Origin of the sequence: Micromonospora sp. WMMD1102 (assembly GCF_029626265.1) — a bacterium.
Classification (GTDB): Bacteria; Actinomycetota; Actinomycetes; order Mycobacteriales; family Micromonosporaceae; genus Plantactinospora.
Genome location: NZ_JARUBN010000001.1, coordinates 611,520 through 630,184 on the forward strand (window position 1 = coordinate 611,520; position 18,665 = coordinate 630,184).

Here is an 18,665-nt window from a genome sequence, read left to right on the forward strand (position 1 = left end):
CGAGCAGCGATGCGCCAGTGACGCCCAGGTCGACCTGCCCAGGGCGGGGACCCGCCCGCTCATATCCCTCGAACGGATCAACGGGGGCACACCATGCTTGAACAACTCTCTCTGTTCGACCCTGCCTTCTGCCAGCGGTGGCGGGGCGGGAACCACACCTGGCGGCCGGTGCGCGAGGGTGGCTTCGACCAGCGCCGCTACCGGCTGGAACCGGTACCGGAGGCTGCGGCCCGCCGGTTCGTCGCCGAGCACCACTACAGCAAGAGTTTTCCCGCTGCCCGGATGTCCTTCGGGCTGCTCGAAGGCGACCATCTGGTCGGGGCTGTCGTGCTCGGCGTGCCGATGCACCCCGCCGTGTTGACCAAGCCGTTCCCCACCCTCGGACCCGGCCGGGCTGCCGAGATCAGCCGCCTCGTCCTGCTCGATGAGGTGCCGTCCAACGCGGAGAGCTGGGTCCTCGGCCGACTGTTTCGGCTCGCCGCAGAGCAGGGCGTTCGCGGGCTCGTCGCCTTCTCCGACCCGATGCCCCGGATCCTAGCAGGGGAACTCCTCATGCCCGGCCACGTCGGGCACGTGTACCGCGCGACTCGCGGAAGGTACCTGGGGCGGGGGACCGCCAGGACCATCACGATCCTGCCGGACGGCACCGTACTGACGGCCAGAGCGGCACAGAAGGTGCGCGCCGGGGAGCGCGGGGCAGCGGGCGTCCGGGCAAGGCTCATGGCGCTGGGCGCCCGATCCCTGCCCCAGATGGTTGCCGAGTACGCGCGGGCGGGCATGGGCCTGACCCCCGGCGAGTGGCTGGAACTCGCTCTTGCTCAGATCGGCGCTCGGCGGGTCCGTCATCGCGGCTGCCACCGCTTCGCCTGGCCGGTGGGGGACAGGGGCTGGCGCAGGCGGTGCCGGATCGGCCTGGTCGAACTGCCGTACCCGCTCGCCACGGACCCGGCGGTGACCCTGTGATCCCGCTGCGCACCGAAGCCGACCTGCTGCGCACCCTGGAGCGTGGCTGCTACACCCTGCCCGAGCTGTACCGGCTGTCCGAGCAGGCGGGCCTGGCCGACCGGGCGGACGGCCGCCGAATCATCCAGGACGGTCAGGCCCAGTACAAGCGGCGGCTGCGCTCGGCGCTGCACGCCTTCAAGCGACAGGGCCGCGCCCGCCCGGCGGGTACCGGCAAAGCCGCCTGGCTGATCGAAGGCTCGACCACCCGGCCGCGCCGGGCGCTGCTGGTCTGGCTGCCCGCCGACCCGTCGCACGTCGAACTGGTGCTCGGCGCGGCGGCCACCGTGCTGCGCGAGGCCGACGAGCCAATCGACCTCATCGTCGCCGACCCGCCGTGGGCGCTGGGCCGAGATGACCACCGCTCTGCCTACCGGCGCACGTACGGCCGGAACCAGGACCAGGTGATACCGGGATACCAGGACGTTGACCCGGCCGAGTACGCCGCGTTCACCTCGGAGTGGATCGGGGCGGCCAGCGCGGCGCTTCGCCCCGGCGGCTACCTCGCCGTGGTCACCGGCGCCCAGCAGGCAGCGCGGGTCCAGGTGACGGCCGAAGACGCCGGGCTCACCTACGTCAACTCGATCACGGTCGCGCGCCGCTTCGGTCTCTACACCCGGCGCCGCTTCGTCCACCAACACCATCGGGTGACGCTGCTGTGCAAGGGATCGCTCACCGATCCTGCCCGGGTGTTCCACCTTCCGCCGGAGATGCCCAGGGGCCGTACCGGGCAGATCTACGCCACGGACCTGTGGACCGACATCCCGGAGCAGCGCCGCCGGAACCTTCTGCGCTACGACAACTCGCTGCACCCGGCGCTGGTGTCCCGGGTGATCCGGGCCACCACCGACCTCGACCATCTGGTCGCGGACCCGTTCCTCGGCTCGGGCGCCACCGCCATCGCCGCCCTCCAGGACGGGCGACGCTTCTACGGCGGGGACCTGAACGTGGAGAGCCTGCGCTTCACCATGGGGCGTATCCTCGCCGAGATCGTGCCCGTCATCCGGCCCGAGACCGAGCAGCTCACGCTTTTCGACGCGCCGACCGGAGTGCCGGCATGATCGTCGACACGATCCGCCGCTTCACCGTTCCAGCCTCCGGCGTCTCCCCGCGACGAGCTGCGAAACTGCTGGCGTTGCTGCGGAAGCAGAACCTGACGCAGTGGCCCCCGCCTCCACCAACGGTGCAGGAGCGTCGCGCCCGCTGGGACGCGCACGTGGCCCGGTTCGGCCTCGGCCCCGAACGCCTGGACACGCCCTGGGGGCCGGTCACTCCCTGGACCATCAGCGAGTTCCATCCCGACGCCGCGCGCCGGACCACCTTCTACCTCGGGGTGGGGCATCCCCATCGGCTGAACGACTCACCCGTGCCGCTGTTCCTCTCGGCGACAACCCTGGCCTGCTACCGGCGGCGCGGCGACGACTTCCCGGTACGGATGAACGGGGCACCGTGGGCCGGCGACTCCGGCGCCTACGCCGCACTGATCCTGCGCGCCGACCCGGAGGGACATCCCTGGTTCGCGCACCCGGACGAGTACGGAGCCATGTGGACCCGCTTCCAGGAGGACGTGGGACCGCCCGATGTCGTCGGCATCCAGGACTGGCCCTGCGAACCGCAGTGCCTGCGCCGCACCAGAGCCACCGTGCGGGAGCACCAGGAAGCGACCCTGACCAACTACCTCTACCTGGCCGAACAGTTCCCGCACGTCCCGTGGCTGCCGACGTTGCAGGGGTGGCATCCGTGGGAGTACGTCGAGCACCACCGCATGTACCAGGACGCGGGGGTGGACCTGGGCGCCATGCGCGTCGGTGTCGGCAGCCTGTGCCGGCGTGGCTCCCAGCGTGAGGTGGCCCGCGTCCTGGGTACCCTCGCGCCGCTGGGTATGCGGATGCACGGATTCGGCGTGAGCATCAACGCGCTACGGCTCGTCGGCCCGCTGCTGGCCAGCTCCGACAGCCAAGCCTGGTCGGCCACCGCCCGGAGGGAGCGCATCCGCCTGCCCGGTTGCACCCATGTGAGCCGTCCGGACCCGCTGACCGGCTGCCGAGTTCCCACCGACTGCCGCAACTGCTTCCGCTACGCCTTGGCCTACCGAGAGGAGGTGATGGACGCCCTGCGGTACGCCGCACGCGCTACGCCCACGCCGTCCACACCGCTGGTCGACCTACCGTTAGCCCCGCCCCTGACATCGCTGACCGGCCGGCGTGGAACATCGCCCCGGCGTTCCCATCCCGGGGCTCCGCACCCCGACCAGCTCACGCTTTTCGATGACCCGGGCGGCAACGCCGACTAAATGCGGTATCATTACAAGTCTTGTCGGGCGTGCTGCCGGTGCCCGACGCCAAATGCTTATGGAGACCTCATGACAACGCGCGTGACGAGCCACCTCGACGGGGCCGGCCGCCTCGACGGTTGGCCCGGTGACCCGCTCGCTGCCACCGACATCGGTGAGGTGTGGCTGCACCTGCCGACCGGGGCCGCCGGCCTGATCGGCATCCGTCCCCACCACGACAACGGCCCGGTCCCGGCCCGCGGGTTCAGATTGCTGGAGGCAACCACGCCGGTACCGCTGCCGGCCGGGCATCCCTTCACCCAGCGAACGACGGCCGAGGTGGAGGCCGTGTTGAGCGCGGAAGGCTGGCGCGTCATCAGCCGCGCCGACGCCGCCACCCGGCTTCGCGCCGCCGGGTATCGGCTTGGCACCCGCCGGGCCGCCGGTCACCTGCTCTACGCCGACGACGCCGACGACACCACCTGGCAGGAGCACTGCTCCGGCTACTGCGTCAAGGCGTTCGCCGCGCCGCGCCGACCCTCGCCCCGCCAGCCGCCGGCGCGCTGAACGGCGCCAACCGGAGCGTGCGGCCAGGGCGACCCGCCGGCCCCGGACGGGAAGGGAAAGCCGCGCACCGTACACCAGGCGCGTTACCCGTAGCGCTGCCGATAACCCGTAGCTCCCACGATAAGCCGGATGATCACCCACCGTTGGTGCCCCATTCGGCCCGTAAACGCAGCGGTCCCGGCCGGTGGAGGCAACCCACCGGCCGGGACCTTGATCGGACAACGGAGGTCCGACTTATGACAGACCTTACGGCTTCGACATCGCCGTTCCCTCGGCCCCCGATTCACCAGGTGCCGACAGGGTCGGTGCCGGCGCGCGGGGTGCTGGAAGGCCCGGTGGCGCGATGAGCACCGACCTGACCAACCTCGCCCGGACCGACCGGCGGGTCGCCCGTGAGCTGGCGACCGCCGAACGGGCGCGGCTGGCCGGCGAGCAGCGGATCGCGGACGAGGACGCGGCGGTGGAGCGACGCCTTCGCGAGCAGGAAGGGCGGCTGCGTCTGGATGACCAGCGCGATCGGCAGAAGGCTGACCGCGCCGAGCGTCGCCGGAAGGAACGCGAGGACAAGCGTGAGGCGAGGCGGAAGCGGCGGCAGACTCGCCGGCAGGACACGGCGGCCTGGTACGCGCGTCGCGTCGAGTACGTACGGGCCAACGCCGCCTCGGTCTACTCCGGCGTGATCTACGGCCTCGCCGTAGCGGGCGCCGTGTATGGGCAGGTCGACGCTGCCAGGATCAACGGTCTGCCCACGCCGATCGGCGTCGTGGCGGCGGTCGCCATCGAGGGCACGGGCCTGGCGATGGCCCTGACCGCCCAGCAGCAGCGCCTTGCCGGGGAGCGTGCGCTCGCAGCGCGGGCGCTGATCTGGATCTGCACGGCGGCGGCGGTCGCGATCAACGCCATCGGCCACCACACCGACCCGGTCAAGGCGGTCGGGCTGTCGTTCCTCTCGGCGCTGGGCATCATCGTCTACGAGGTCCGCAGCGGAGCCAAGCACAGGCCGACGCTGCGCGACCGGGGCATGCTGCCGCCCCCGCCGGAGCGGTTCGGATGGCGGCGGTGGCTGGTGGCCCCGCGCTCGACCTTCACGGCCTGGCGGCTGGACGTGCTTGACCGGCTGAGCCCCGGCGCGGCGGCCCTGGTCGCTCGTGCCGAAGCCGCTCGCCGTGAGCGCCGCCGGCTCGCCGCCGTCGAACGCGACCGGGAACGGCGGGAGGCGCTCGCGGCAGACGTCCGGAAGCAGGCGCGCACCGCCGCCCGCAAGGCTGCCCGTGCCGGGGAGACCGGCAAGACCCTGACGCTGCTGCTGCACCTCGCACAGACCGGCACCTCGGTACCGTCACTGGCGCTACCCGGGCCGGCGCGCAAGGAGATGGAAGCGGCGCAGGAGGATGCCCGCCTGGCCCGCGTGGCGCTGGCGGAAGCGGAAGCGCGGCTGAATGCAGAAGCGACGCGGCGCGCTCAGGCGGAAGCGGAAATCCGGGCGGCTCGGCAGGCAGCGGAAGCGGAAGCAGCGCGGCGAGCGGAAGCAGCCGAGGAGGCGCAACGAGCGAAGCGGCGAGCGGAGCACGAAGCGGCCCTGCGGGCGGCGGCCGAGGAAGCAGCAGCGACTGCCCGAGCGGAAGCGGAGCAGGCGGCCCGGGGCCGGGGTCAGGCGGAAGCGGAAGCTCAGGAGTGGCGCCGGCGCGGCGAGCTGGCGGAAACGGAGGTCGCCAACTTCCGGCTCAAGGGCAGGGAGCAGGCGCGGGTCCAGAAGGACCTGGAGGTGCGGACGGCAACCGCCGAGCGTGCCCTCGCTGACGAACAGCAGCGCCGCGAGGCCGCGGAGGAGCAGATCCGCGGGCTCATGGAGCGGATGTCGCCACGCCGTCGCCGCACGGCGTCGAACGCCTCAGCGGGCGAGCCACTGATGTTCGACGGGCGGCCGGTACCGCAGGTCGACCGGGTCAGCCCGGCCACCGTCCTGGCAGTGCTCGAAGCACACCGGGATCACCCAGAGGCGAAGCAGCAGGACCTGGCGACCCTGGCGGGCGTCACCGACCGGACGGTCCGGAGCGTGCTTTCTGCGGCATCGCGGAAAGAACTCGCCACCGCCGGCACCTGACCTGCAAGTCACTCCCCGATTCGGCAACGCCTCCCGGGCTTCCCGGGAGGCGTTGCCCATACTCACACCCGAGCGCGATGCCATCGCCCGCCCGCACAGCCCCGCCGGCCCCGCTCGATCAGCCGCCCGGCCGACGCCAAGAGCGTCGCCGGGCGCCTGCGGATGTCTATCGCACCTGGCCACGTTCGCGGAGGACGGTTCATGAAGCGGATTGACGTGGTGCTTCCGGAAGCAGCGGAAGCACTCGGTGACGTTGCTGCCGGTACAGTGACCCTCACCCGCGACCGGAGCCGCCCGGCTGAGGTGAGCGGAAGCGGAAACGGCTGCCTGGCGGGCGAGGCCGGGGCACGGCGGGACGTGAACGCAGGGGGATGCGTGGAGCTACGAGTGATCAGTGGACGCCCCTGCACCAACCGACGCGGCGCTGCCGAATACCTCGACCGGAGCCTGCACACCATCAACCTGGTCGCCTCACCCAAACAACGCCCTACCACGGGCTGGCGGGAGCCCGTCGACGTGGTGGACGGCCAGGAGTGGTACGCGCTTGACGATCTCGACGCGTTCAATATCGCGTACTTCCAGGCGAAGCGGACCGCTCGCATGGCGCGCGTGCACCAGGTCAGCCTGGAGGGGGACCCGGACGAGCTGATCACCGCCAAGGAATTCCGCACGCTGATCCGAGTCAGCCACGGAGCCTGGTCCAAGTACGTGGAGAAGAGCGCCCCGGCCTGGGAGGAGGGCCGGGACGGCTACTTGATCAAGCCGGATCTGGAGGAGCCCGGCCGTCGCGGGATCATCCGCTCCTGGAAGCGGCACCGGGTCGAAAGCTGGATCAACAACCGCACTGGATCGGCGTCGAGCACCGGCCGGCCGAAACAGGACGCGCAACCGGGCGCCGGAGGGTGAGCCCGAGCTACCCGTAGCACCGCGGCTGGTCGTCGTCGCCGGCCACCTGATCCGGTTGCGCTACGCCTAGCGCATGACATCGCAGGGGTAGCCCCGGCGCCACCCCGTCATCGGCACCGTCGCTGTTGTCGCAGACCCACAGGTCGGCACCAGATAACAGCGGGAGGACCGATGACGACCACCACCGCGACCACGCCGCAGTCCCAGGTCTGGACCGAACAGGCCGTGCGCGCCCTCGGCATGACCACCGACATCGAGACCGCCGGGGAGATCCTCGGCATCGGCCGAACCAAGGCGTACGAGCTGGCCAAGACCAACGAGTTTCCGGTGAAGATCCTCCGCATCGGTCGCCGTTACCTCGTAAGCGTCCCGGCCCTGCTCAAGCTCCTCGGCGTGGACTAGCCGGACCACTCGATGATCAGCCGAGTGCACGCCCGCGGCACCCTCGTGGGCGCCGCGATCCGCCGTGCGTACGCCGCCCGCGACGTGACCGATCCAGCACCCCAGTTGGTCGCCGCCTGGGAGGGCAGCGGCGAGCTGGCAGACCTGGAACCAGCGCCCCGACCGGGCGGCTACGACACCGCACACCTGGCCACGATGCTCGCCGAACCGATGAGGGCGGGCACCGCCCCGGCCCGGCCGGTCTGGCGCTGCACCCTCGAACTCGACCCCGCCGAACGGCGGCTCACCCATCAGGAGTGGGCCGCCGCCGTCAGGGATCTCCTCGACGAAGCCGGCCTGGCACCACACGGCGACCGCAACGCCGTGCGGTGGATCGCCGTCGCCCACGGGCGTGCCCGGGTCGACATCGTCGCCACCCTCGTCCGCCAGGACGGCCGGACCGAACCGGCCAGCGACGATCGGCACCGCTGCGTGCATGCCATCCGCAGCATCGAGCGCAGACTCGGACTCGCACCGCCTCCGCCGGAGCCGGGCGCGACAACGCCCGGCACCCCGCATGCCGCCCCGACACGACGCTCCACGCCCCCCTCGGCCCGTGACCGGCTGCGCCGCCAGGTCCGAGCAGCAGCCATCGTCGCCACCGACGAGGACGACTTCGTACACCGGCTGCGGGCAGCCGGGATGCGGGTGCGACTACGGCGCAGCCGTGCCGACAACAGCGTCACCGGTTACGCCGTCAGCCACCCCGTCCCGCCCGGCGGCGACCAGCCGCGCTGGTTCGGCGGCGGTCAGCTCGCCCCCGACCTGACCCTGACGCACCTGCGTGTCCGCTGGGCCCAGGCACCCCGACCCTCCGGAACCTCCACGCCCACCACGCCAGAGCAGCGCGAGCACCTGTGGCAGGAGACGGCAGACGCGGTCACGAGCGCCACCAACGACCTCACCCAGCCGTCGCAACCGCTGTCCGCACAGGCAGCCCACGCCGTAGCCGACGTTCTGACCGCCACCGCGACGGCGGTTCCGGAACCGCAGGCACAGCGCCTGGCCGACGCCGCCGAACTACTCCGTCGCGCGATCGGTGAACGGCGTCGAACCCCGCCCTCCGCTCCAGACGCCCGCGCCGTGCACCTGCGCTCCCTCGCCCGGCTGATAGGGCTCATGGTCCAACTCAGCAACGACCGCAACGGCACCGCTGCCGTGCAACTGGTCTACCTGCTGGCCGGATTCGCCGACAACCTGGCCACCCTCCGACAAGCCCAGCAACGCCGTAGCCAAGCCGCTGCGGCCTCCACCGCCGCAGCCCACCTGCACTCGACGGCCGCCACCCACCGGCAGCCGACCGCAGCGCCGGCGTCAGGGCAGCCGCTACCCGTAGCGCCGCTACCGCCCACCGCGCAGCCCACCCGTGGCCGCTCCCGGTAGCGCCGCCGGAAACCCGCATCCCGCAGCGTCGCTGATATGGAACCCGAGCATCACGATCCCTGGAGCGAGGGCACCCAGCGCGCGATGGAACGACTCATGGCCCTCGGCGTACTCGTCGAGGCCGGATCGCGGCTGGCCGCAGAGAACGCCCGCGCCAAGGCCAACCGAGCCGAACAGGAGCTACGCGACCAGGCTCGCCAGGAGCAGGACGAACGGAAGGCGGACCGGAAAGCCGAACGGCTCGCTGCGGCGGAGGCGTCCCGACGGAAGCGAGAGTGGTCCCGCCTCGCGGGGGACGAGGAGCGGCTACGCGACTACCTCGCGGATCTGCCCTTCGTGGAGGTGGCACGGCACTGGGGACAGGCAGCCCAGAACGCCGACAGCAACCCCACCGACGGTGCCGTGCTGGCCGCCGCCGAAGAAGAACTGCGTCGCCGGGCCCCGAGCCTGATCGATTTCTACCACCTCGGACGCGACGCGGGACTGTCACGCCAGGAAGCGATGGCGGAGGCTGCCCGCTATGTCTGGTCCGGATCAGGCCCTGCCCGCCCGCACAGCGGGCGGCCACCCACCACGGGCGCGCTGACCCAAGTCGGCGAAGAACTCGACCAGGAGATCATGCGACTCGCGGGAACCCTGGACCCGGTCAGCAGGGCCCGGCTACTGCGCAACCTCGAAGACAGCGGTTGGTCCGCACAGTCGCTCGCCCACGTCGAATCTCTCCTCGACCGTGCCGAGGCCGAGCAGCGCGCCGCGGCCACCACCGCCGGGACGCTCGATAACCCCGACACGGCGGTCGATGAGCACCAGGCGGCTCGCGCTGGCACCGCCGCCGCAACCGGCCGCGCCGGTGACCTCGCCGCCGACGCCGCCGCAGAAGGCGCAGCCACACCGGCGGCGGAACCGACACGGTTGGCCGCTGAATCCTTCGCCGTGCCCGCACAGCGGGCACTCACCGCCCACCCAACTGCCATGCCAGCCCGCACCCCAACAGCACGCCCCGCGCAGAGGAGGACCCGGTGACCAGCCGGAACCGAGACGAAGACCTAGCCGGTACGGTCGCCGCGTTGCAGCACCAGGTCGCCGAACTCACCCAGCGTCTGGACGACCAGGCCCCCATCTCCACCGACGCGCCGCCCGCCTTGAGGTTCCCGACCGTCGAAGCCTGGGTCGTCGGCCTGTTCCTCCCGATGTTCGGGTGGCGCGTCGACGGCCAACGGTGGCACTGGTGCCCGCAGTGGTGGCGCCACGCAGAGGCCATCTGGCGCCTCGAACTGCTGTGGCGTTCGTGGGAAGTCAGCCGCCTCGCACCGACCGGCATGTCCGGTTGGTCGGTCGAGGTCGACCGGCACATCCACGAACTGCTCGGCGACGACGGACCATTCAAACAGTGCCGGGCGGCCGATGACGACCGCGCTGCCCGGCACACCGAACTCCAGCCAGCGACCGCCGAGCCCGCCCCAGACGGATGGTGGGAGTGACAGCCGTGACGAGGGGCTGTCCTCGCCAGGCTTTCGTGACGCCCACCCAGCCGGCCGGTTATCCACAGAACATCACTGTCTCGGTGGCCGTACTCCTACACCCGCCGAAAGGATCCCGGGATGAACTACATCACCGCATTGGAGCAGGCCATCACCCGCCTGGAGGCTCGGGGAGTCAACGATGAGACCGAGGCTCAGGCCAGCCTGCGGCTGGCGTGTCTGGCCTTCGACGACTCCCCGAGCGTGCCCGCTCAACAGTGGGCGCTGCTCGGTTTCGAGCTGCTCACCGCGCTCGCCGATCTATACCCTGATCCGGCACCCATCTCAATCGCCGCCCTGAGCCCGTCGATCACGTCCACCTCGACGCAACAGGCCCTCATCCGCCTCGCGTCGGCACTCGCTACCGGCTACGACCGGGCGAGCGCACAGCCGGAGCTGCCGACCCAGCGGCGCTTCGCCTATGCCGCGACAGCCGCTCGCCTGAACGCTGCCGTGCGAGGACTGGTGTGACGTACGGAGAGTGGCTCTCGCGGGCGCACGAGCAGCTAGCCCACGCCCAAGCACGCCTACGGTCCGACCCTGCTGTCACCCTCGATGATGTCGGCGCGGCGGTCGTAGCCCGGCACCGGGTGTACCTCCGGCTGGCCAAGCTCATAGAGCTGGTGACCGGCGGTCAGCCGGCTCGCGCTGATATCGACCGCGGCACTGTCGACATCGCACTGCGGATGCAGGCAGGAGAGCCAATGACGCGGCTGTATCTGGGACTCACCACGGCGGCTCGCCTCGACCGGCAGGGTGTTCGGGACGCGGTCCCGATCTGCCGAGTCGGGCGCCACCTGGCTTCGGCGGCGGAGGCGGTCGCGGTGGCCGGGGAGATCCTGGCTGGCCATGTGCCGCCGATGAGGGATCCGCTGACCCCGGAAGGGATGGCGGTTCGTGCCGGCGCGGGGCAGAAAGCCGGCTTGGCCGACATCGCCGCGCTGGCACACGACATGCTGACCGTCGATGCGGGATTCCCTAGCTGGTTGTCGAACAGCCACCGGCTCGCGTACGACGTCTACGACACGGTAGCCGATGAGGCACGGTGGGCCAGCGAAGGCTATCTCAGCGAAGTCATCCAGCAGGTGAGGTCGGACGCCGGCGACGATCCACCACTGTTGCACCTGCTGGAGTCGCCGCCCATCCCGGCGGGCAAGCGTGCCATCAGGAATGGCGAGACAGCCCGGCGATCGTTGACCGCCGCACGGGACTGGATGTACCGCAACCCTGGAGACGTGCGGGCCGCTCATCTGGCCAAGGCAACCCACGCGGCCCTCGCGATCAGCGTGCTCGCGACACCAAACACCGCCGGAGCAGACTGGCGCTCCTGGAGCGCAGCGGCGCATTCCGCAGGCCAACTGCACGGCACCCCACCACATGGCCCGGGCGCGTCCATTGCCCGTGAACTTGACCTGGTCACACTGTGGGTCCGTCCTGGACCACCACGCCCAGGCCAGCTCACCAGTTCCGGCTCCCGAGCCGAAGCGATCGACAAACTCGCCGCGGTCCTGCCGTCGCTGGCGGAAGTCCTCAGCACGGCAGCCCGGAACGCCGCTCGTCACGGGAACTTCTTCGTCGTCGGCCGCCGACAGCTTGAACGGGTTCCGAGGTCGCTCGTGTATCACGCCGTCGCGCGGTGGCGTGTTGCACGCCCGGACGACGAGCAGGTCTACCGGTTGAGGGCAGCGCTATTCGACGCAGGCTCTTCCGCACTCGCGTCGGCGCCGCCGCACCTTCCGCGCACGGCACCGCGCCTGGCCAAGCTAGCCTTCGCGGCCACCGCCGAACAGACGTCCAGAAACGACGCGGACGCTGGCAGCCACCAAGCGACGGGACAGCTTCTCCCTGGGCAGAGTCATCGCGACCGGTCCCAACGGGGACGCTAAACGCCGAACGTGCCCGGTACCGGATCCGGTCCTCCAGGCCGGGACAGGACCTCGCGCTTGGCGTCCCAGGTCGTCGCCCCCTGTCCCGGGCCCTGGATCTGGATCATGTAGTCCGGGACGATGATCCGGCCCCGCGTCAACGATCGGCGGCCAGCTCGGCCGCTGTCCCGTACTCCCGACCTTCGACACGGATCATCGCTACTCGCCGAACGGCGCCGGCCCGGAGCCGGTCACCTGACCGTCAGCCTGGACCAGGACGCCTCCCTCCCGGCCATCGGGGAGTCGGAGGGTGAGCGGGTCGGAGGCTTCAAACGCGCGCCACGCCACATCGCCGTCGAGGTCAAGGCGACCGGCCCAGATCCGCCGGACAGGCAGGCCCGGCCTCACCCCGGCGCTGAGGGTCGCGGTGGTGTCGTGCTCGGTGCCGTCGGCCTCGATGAGTACGGCGGGCCCGTTGTAGGTGGTCATGGGGTGAGGGTAGCCCGACGCAAGCCGGGCCAGATCCGACCGACCAGGCCGGACGCAACCTGCTCCACGGCATGGGTCAAGCTCGCCAGGTAGTGCTCGCTGCTTGATGACGGAGCAGGCGAGTCTGCCTCTTCAACATCGGCTGCTACCTGGGTAGGTAGCTGTCGTTGGCACGATTGAGGTTATGGCAAAGGCGTAACCTCGGTCGTGTGGTAGTAGAATCAGATGCGGAATGAATCAACGGAAAGGCCCCCGCCGAGCCGCCAAGCGTGACGAGGGCCCATCCGATCGGAACTGTGAGTCCTACCGGCGCCTTGTACCTCAGGCGCTAGGTAGGGCCACAGCCCGACAACACCACCACCACGAGCCTCGCCGCCGCCGTTGCGACGTCGAGAGCTGCGGTGGCAACCCTGCTCGCCTTCGCCCACTTGCTGGTTTCGGCCGGCGGGGTTGCTGGGCCAGCGTGGCCCTCTGTGTTGCCGGGCACAGCCATGACGCCACCTCCTCGGGTCGGGGGAGACCCTGTGCCTCCCTCGCTTCGGTTGGTGAGGCGGTGTTGTTGCTGTGCTACTGACCACTGTAGCCACCGAGCGTGACACTCGACCGACCCCCCGCCCGCGTCGGTGGGATCTCGGGCCGAGTTGGCATCTTTCAGGGTCCTAAGCCGAATACGGTCGGGGCAAAATGGACACCACACCGCCGTCACGCGCTCCCCGCCCTCGACCTGGATTACGCGGGAATCCTGGCCCAGCCCGGACCATCCTCCCGCGACACGCTGGCGCCGCCGGTCACCGAGAGCGCCCAGTCTTGGAGCGGTGCCGTCTGGTGCTGGGCTTCGTGGCCGTCCAGAATCTCCAACACTGGCTCGGGCGGTTTCGGCACGAAAAGATCATCAGTGATCGGGCTGAGCGATTGCAGGAGGAGCGCGATCCAGAACGGGATCGTACGCTTCCGCTTTCAGAGGTTCACGGCTCCATCGTTACGGATACCCGCGAGGTGTTGAGCGAACCAGAACGTCAGTGGAAACGACATCGAACGTCAGTGACGTCACGGGTTGGCCTTCGGTCTCGCAGCAAGCTTGAGGGCGCACCTACCGCTGGCGCAGCGGGTCGCCGTAGTCCATCGCCCGCAGCAGCTGGCCGAACAGCTGGTCAAGCATGGGCTGGAGTGGGCCACGCAGGTCCGCGCCGGTCGCCAGGAGGATCTGCCGGTAACTGTCGTCGCGGTACTTGGTCTTGTCCGGTACGTGCAGGCGAGTCTCCTCGATCGAGTTGGTCGGCGCGCGCACGGCCCCGGCGAGGTCGCCCAGATGCAGGCCGATGCCGTAGGTCCCGCGCAGGCCGGCCTCCTCAGCCACCTCGGCGATCCATGCCAGGGCCTCGCAGGTGAAGGACATCGCGTAGTCGAGGTAGAGCACTTTCGTCTCAGCTTCGCTATACCGGTCCTTGTAGACCTGCGTGACGAAGTCAGCGGCGAACCGTGCCCCACCCGACTCCAGTACCTCGATGACGAACGGCGTCTTGCCGTCGGATCCGAATCGCAGAGCCGCACCCCCGGGGATCCGACGCGCACCCCAACCGTTCGAGCGATCCATCCACGTCCACGGCTTGAACAGCCGGGACATCGCCTCGCTGCCCGCACGCGCGGCGCTGGCACGCGCGGCCGCAGCTGTCATGCGGTCGTTGAACCAGCTGGCCGTGCCGGATGCCGCGAGATGGTCGCGCAGCGCATCGCGGCGGAGCATGGGGATCGGGGTCGCGGTGATGATCAGCCGGGAGGCCGACATCCCCTCCTCGCCCATCAGCGCGCTCGTCGCGTCGAGTTCCTTGTTCACCTGCTCGGCGTCGAGGTCGCGGCGGGCCAGCAGGCGTACTACCTCGGTGTGGTCGAGCGGCCGCGTTGTGCGGTTGTCCCGGCCGAGGTAGCGGTGATCGACCATGTGGGGAACGCCGGTTGCCGGCACCTCGATGATGAGCACGCCGGTGGACGGGTCGGATGGGCTGCGTAGATCGTCGCGCATGGCCACTCGCAGCGGCGGCGCGATCCGGCTGGCGCAGATCTGGTCGATCCGCTCTATGACGCCGGCCAGGGCCACCGGAGACGCCTTGATCGCGACGCCTGTCGTCTTGTCCTCTTCCACCCCGATGACAAGGACGCCCCCGTCAAGGGCCAGCGCGGCGATGTCCTTGGCCTGCTCTTTCTTACCGCTCTCCCCGCTGGAGTAGTCGTCGCGCTTCAGCTCCAGGGTGTGCGACTCACGCAGTTCGCCCGATGCGACATGTTTCTCGAACTCTTCCCATGTACGCCACTGGCCCGCGCCATACAGATCTGTCACCTCATGATGGTCGCACCGGGCCTATCCACTTGCGAGGAGGCAGGCGCGTGTCCCGTCTAGCGTCAACGCCTGAGAGCGCTGAGCATCCTTCGCAGCCCCAGCCGTAGCCGTGCGGGTGCTTCCTACATCACGGGGCATGTTCAGCGTGGCGAGCGCTGCCCAGAGTGCTCGCTGCCGAACCTATCCGGCGTCATTCGTGAGATATGGCGCGTTGACGTTCGCCGGCTGGAGGTCCGGGCGCCCTGGGTACGAGCACGTTAGGGTCCCGGCCTGGCCAGCTCAGCGCGAACGTCGTCCAGGCGAGCAGCGGCACCCATGCTGGTCGATGATGCCCGCGCGGCCGTGCTCGGCGACGGCGCACGCTTCGGGCTTGCTCAGCTCGTGTCACAGGCTGCTGGACAACAGCGATCGCTGGCCGGTAAGACGGATCGAGGCATCATCCTAGGGAGGCGACGATCACAAACTACATCACTGAGGTCACCCGCCGTCGACTCATCAAGGGTCTGGGCCGGCTGCCCTTCATCGCCGAGGCCGAGGGCTTCCGCGAGTTTCTCGCACCGCGATACACCTACTGGAGCGGCGTACTGACGGAGACCGACTTCCTCTCCCGGCTGTACGACCTCGGCGAGCTTCCGAGCACGGACACCCGGTTCCGCACCGCCTTCGAGGACATCGTCCAGCACCGCATGGCCAACGACGACTGGGCCGACGACTGGATATTCGACGATCCACGGTTCGGCCTAGCCGACAGCGACGGGAAGCTCCTGGAGTTCCTCGCTGAGATGTTGCACCCAGCCGTACGCACCGACCTCGCCGAGGTCGAGCGACTGCGTGACCTCTTCAATGGCGTCCTGGTGCACGACGGCTACGAACTCGTCCAGGTCGACGCCATCAGCGGGGCCCCGATCTTCGCCCCTCGTCGCATTGGTTCCGGCGTGCCCGGCACGATGAAGAACCTAATCTTCGCCGCGATCGGTGCGAAGCCCGAGATCGTGCTCGCCGATGCTGTCAACAACGACATACGCATCGTCCGAAACGCGGAGAACTGCCTGGTCTACGACCGGCCACTCGCCGCGCACGGCCTGACCTGGGCCGAAATGGCCGTCTGGTGGGCCGACCGAGAGAGCATGATCGGCGCGACCGCGCAGGAGGTCTCCGACAGCCTGCACCAACGGCTGGACCTGTCCCTGGGCGACAACGACGCCGAACGACGGATCCTGCACACCTACAAGGAGCGATACGACCGGCTTGGCACCGACATCCCGGCGCTGATTCCGCAGGTCTACCTGCACTACGACCCCAACGTACGCAGCCACTACCCGCCCGGCACGGCACCGCTCCCGCGTCAGCGCATGGACTTCCTACTGCTCCTGCCGCACCAGGCCCGCGTCGTGATCGAATGCGACGGCCGCCAGCACTACGCCGACGAAGACGGCCGGGCCAGCCCTCGCCGTTACGCCGCAATGACGGCCGAGGATCGCGAACTGCGACTCAACGGTTACGAGGTGTACCGCTTCGGTGGCGCCGAACTCGTTGACCGCCCACAGACTGTACGCCGGCTCACCGCCTTCTTCGACCGCCTCGCCGCCCGTCACGCTGCCTGACCGCCGTAACTGTCGAGCCGGTCCGCCTCCTCCTCGTGGCGCGCACGATTCGGCGAGGCTTACGGCGTCCGGGTACAGGCGGTCATCATCGCTACACCCGCGCGGTCAACCGGTCGAGCCGGGACCGTGCTCGGCCTCGTGTGCCGCAACGGCCAGGCCCACCTGCTCCAAAACCTCGGCTGGAGTGTCGCCTCCACGGTTGGCGGCGAGCTGGGCGAGCAGGGAAGCCAGAGCGATCAGGCCACTGATGGAGGTGCCGGCCGTGCGCTCGGCGATGAGCGGTCCGATGCGGTCAGCGAGCGCGTCGCCATCAGCGCCGGCCTCGATCGCGAGGGTGACGAGTGCGATGGCGTGCGTAACTCCGTCGGCCGAGATGGTCATCGCCCGATGCTACGTCCGCCCAGCGGGGCTCGTTAGATGTGACGGAGGAACCTCCGCCCCACGGTTTGCGGCCCCGAGGCGGAGGTCTCCCGCTCTGGTGTGGGCTCACCGACCGGTCGGTCAGGTGGGCCCACACCCGTTTCCGGACACGATCGCGGCTATCAGCGTCGCGGTCGCGGCAAGCGCCCTGAGCGCCAGGACGGTCACCTCGCCTGCCTTGCTCCACCTGTCGGTCTTGGTTGGCCGGAGTGGTGCGAGATGTGGCGCACTCATACGGCACGGTCTCCCTCCAGAGAGGACGTTCGCCTCCCTCGCGAGATTGGAGGCGGGCGTCCCATCCCAGGATGTTGACCTCGGGTTCCCCTCTGCCTATCTAACGAGTTCCGCGAAATGTGGTATTTGTTCGCCGTGACGACCCTGAATGACTAGGTCAGGCAGCCCGAGCCGCCGTCGCCCAGCCCAGATGTGTGCCACGCCCTCCACCTGCACCTGCATCCTGCATCGGCAGCCCTCGCCGGAGCAGAGACAGTCGGGCAGGCAGACGATCACCGCAGCGCCCGGACAGCCGGTAGGGACCGGAGGAGGCGCAACCCGCAGGCGGGGCACTCCGAGCCGGGGAGCTTCTCGTCGATCGGGTCGAGGCCGAGTGCGTCGCGGATCTCGGCGGCGAGGCCGGCGCACCAGCCGGCGAGGATCGCGACGCCGGTCGGTAGTGCCACCAGCGGCGCGGCTGGCAGGGTTCTGGTCCTACGCCGAGGCGGAACACCTAGCGCGTACCTTGCTGCTGTCCGGGTTGGGCGGTGGCGCGCACGAGAGGAACCAGGATGACCGAGGCCGAGAGCGGGACCGTAACCGAGATCATCGCGGGGGTGCCGGTGCACTACCGCGGCGAGTACGTGCTGAGCGTGGAAGACGACTACGAGCGGATCTACGAGGAGGATCGCCACGACAGCGAGCACCTCGAAGGGCTGGACAGCGAGCCCGGCACCACCACCGCGTTGTACGCCGTAGCGAGTGCCCGCTACCTGGCGGATAAGACCGGCACGTTGGGCGAGGTACTGCGCGAGCCGTACACGCTGCGGACCACCCGGGACGTCGAGGCGGTGCTCGCAGCGTTGGGCCAGCACATCGCGGCCCTGGCCGCGGTCGCGGAAGGTCTGGGCGTCTGGTTGGACGCCGCGTACCAGCGCGGCGAGCTCGACGGCGAGCCGGCCGCCGCCCGGACGGAGCTGGGCAGGGCCGCAGATCTCCTGCGAGCGGCTGGCCTGCCCTTGCGCGAGGTGGTTGTGCCGGGAGACCGTAGCCCGGCTCTCGATATGGACACGCTGATCGCCGGCGTGATCGAGCAACTGCGAGCCCGTGGCATCGAGGTTGCCAAGGTGCACGTTTTCGATTCGGAGACAAGGTGGGAACTGGGCGGAGACCGGCACCTGGCGCTTAGCAGCGAGAACAGCTGGAGCCTGCTCTTCCCGACCGGGAAACCGTCGAGATGGAAGCCGGTTTCGTTCGGCCTGTACTGCTGGTACGCGCACCCGGAACAGGTCGCAGACCTCGTGGTCAAGACGCTGTCTGAAGCGGAGGCGTGACACAACGGCTCCCGGTGCTCCTGGCAGCCCCGCAAGCCATTCCCACCTGGCGTCCACCCGGCGAGGTGAATCGCAGGACGGCCGGCCCAGGACCATGAGGTCGGACTGTCTGGTTCTCATCGGTGAAGCATCAACGAGGAAATCGGGTAGCGGTTCGCCCGCGCGTGCCTTACGCTCTTGTTTGTAAGCTTCCGGATCAAGGGAGCCTGC

18 protein-coding genes are annotated in these 18,665 nt (G+C 69.8%); 14 read left to right on the plus strand and 4 right to left on the minus strand.

Going from position 1 to position 18,665, the window contains the following annotated elements; all coding sequences use genetic code 11:
* Positions 1 to 93: 93 nt before the first annotated feature.
* The 12 genes from O7626_RS02985 (at position 94) to O7626_RS03040 (ending at position 12,081) form a co-directional block, all read left to right on the plus strand.
* The gene (locus O7626_RS02985) at positions 94 to 963 is read left to right on the plus strand and encodes a hypothetical protein (protein ID WP_278058995.1); all 870 of its coding nucleotides are present in this window, start codon (positions 94 to 96) and stop codon (positions 961 to 963) included.
* The gene (locus O7626_RS02990; RefSeq protein ID WP_278058997.1) at positions 960 to 2,063 is read left to right on the plus strand and encodes a DNA methyltransferase; all 1,104 of its coding nucleotides are present in this window, start codon (positions 960 to 962) and stop codon (positions 2,061 to 2,063) included. Before O7626_RS02985 ends, O7626_RS02990 begins: the two co-directional genes overlap by 4 nt.
* On the plus strand, positions 2,060 to 3,295 hold the full coding sequence (locus tag O7626_RS02995) for a hypothetical protein (protein WP_278058999.1): 1,236 nt from the start codon (positions 2,060 to 2,062) through the stop codon (positions 3,293 to 3,295). Before O7626_RS02990 ends, O7626_RS02995 begins: the two co-directional genes overlap by 4 nt.
* Before the next feature lie 69 nt (positions 3,296 to 3,364).
* The gene (locus O7626_RS03000) at positions 3,365 to 3,841 is read left to right on the plus strand and encodes a hypothetical protein (protein ID WP_278059001.1); all 477 of its coding nucleotides are present in this window, start codon (positions 3,365 to 3,367) and stop codon (positions 3,839 to 3,841) included.
* A gap of 343 nt (positions 3,842 to 4,184) precedes the next feature.
* Entirely contained in the window at positions 4,185 to 5,945 is a 1,761-nt protein-coding gene (locus O7626_RS03005) for a DUF2637 domain-containing protein (RefSeq protein WP_278059003.1), read from the plus strand.
* Positions 5,946 to 6,146: 201 nt separating this feature from the next.
* Positions 6,147 to 6,851: a hypothetical protein gene (locus O7626_RS03010; RefSeq protein WP_278059005.1), complete on the plus strand. Its 705-nt coding sequence runs from the start codon at positions 6,147 to 6,149 to the stop codon at positions 6,849 to 6,851.
* A gap of 171 nt (positions 6,852 to 7,022) precedes the next feature.
* Positions 7,023 to 7,253 (plus strand): helix-turn-helix domain-containing protein, encoded by a 231-nt coding sequence (locus O7626_RS03015; RefSeq protein ID WP_278059007.1) that lies wholly within the window; start codon positions 7,023 to 7,025, stop codon positions 7,251 to 7,253.
* Between the two features lie 12 nt (positions 7,254 to 7,265).
* Positions 7,266 to 8,675 (plus strand): hypothetical protein, encoded by a 1,410-nt coding sequence (locus O7626_RS03020; protein WP_278059009.1) that lies wholly within the window; start codon positions 7,266 to 7,268, stop codon positions 8,673 to 8,675.
* 36 nt (positions 8,676 to 8,711) lie between these two features.
* A complete protein-coding gene (locus tag O7626_RS03025) occupies positions 8,712 to 9,698 on the plus strand; it encodes a hypothetical protein (RefSeq protein ID WP_278059010.1) in 987 nt (328 codons plus the stop codon).
* A 44-nt stretch (positions 9,699 to 9,742) separates the two neighbouring features.
* A complete protein-coding gene (locus tag O7626_RS03030) occupies positions 9,743 to 10,156 on the plus strand; it encodes a DUF4913 domain-containing protein (RefSeq protein WP_278059012.1) in 414 nt (137 codons plus the stop codon).
* Positions 10,157 to 10,276: 120 nt separating this feature from the next.
* Positions 10,277 to 10,666 (plus strand): hypothetical protein, encoded by a 390-nt coding sequence (locus O7626_RS03035; protein WP_278059014.1) that lies wholly within the window; start codon positions 10,277 to 10,279, stop codon positions 10,664 to 10,666.
* Positions 10,667 to 10,785: 119 nt separating this feature from the next.
* On the plus strand, positions 10,786 to 12,081 hold the full coding sequence (locus tag O7626_RS03040) for a hypothetical protein (RefSeq protein WP_278059016.1): 1,296 nt from the start codon (positions 10,786 to 10,788) through the stop codon (positions 12,079 to 12,081).
* Positions 12,082 to 12,279: 198 nt separating this feature from the next.
* On the opposite strand, the gene O7626_RS03045 is transcribed toward O7626_RS03040, so the two are convergent.
* Positions 12,280 to 12,549, minus strand: coding sequence for a hypothetical protein (locus tag O7626_RS03045; protein WP_278059018.1), 270 nt, complete (start codon positions 12,547 to 12,549; stop codon positions 12,280 to 12,282).
* 1,090 nt (positions 12,550 to 13,639) lie between these two features.
* The gene (locus O7626_RS03050) at positions 13,640 to 14,884 is read right to left on the minus strand and encodes an ATP-binding protein (RefSeq protein ID WP_278059020.1); all 1,245 of its coding nucleotides are present in this window, start codon (positions 14,882 to 14,884) and stop codon (positions 13,640 to 13,642) included.
* Between the two features lie 467 nt (positions 14,885 to 15,351).
* Between O7626_RS03050 and O7626_RS03055 the strand changes: the two genes are divergently transcribed.
* Positions 15,352 to 16,488, plus strand: a complete 1,137-nt coding sequence (locus tag O7626_RS03055) for a hypothetical protein (RefSeq protein ID WP_278066041.1) — start codon at positions 15,352 to 15,354, stop codon at positions 16,486 to 16,488.
* Positions 16,489 to 16,593: 105 nt separating this feature from the next.
* Here O7626_RS03055 and O7626_RS03060 read toward each other — a convergent pair whose 3' ends face one another.
* Positions 16,594 to 16,869: a hypothetical protein gene (locus tag O7626_RS03060; RefSeq protein WP_278059022.1), complete on the minus strand. Its 276-nt coding sequence runs from the start codon at positions 16,867 to 16,869 to the stop codon at positions 16,594 to 16,596.
* Positions 16,870 to 17,414: 545 nt separating this feature from the next.
* On the minus strand, positions 17,415 to 17,588 hold the full coding sequence (locus tag O7626_RS03065; RefSeq protein ID WP_278059024.1) for a hypothetical protein: 174 nt from the start codon (positions 17,586 to 17,588) through the stop codon (positions 17,415 to 17,417).
* Positions 17,589 to 17,693: 105 nt separating this feature from the next.
* On the opposite strand from O7626_RS03065, the gene O7626_RS03070 reads away from it, so the two are divergent.
* Complete coding sequence (locus O7626_RS03070; RefSeq protein ID WP_278059026.1) at positions 17,694 to 18,455, plus strand: hypothetical protein; 762 nt, start codon at positions 17,694 to 17,696, stop codon at positions 18,453 to 18,455.
* Positions 18,456 to 18,665: the final 210 nt, after the last annotated feature.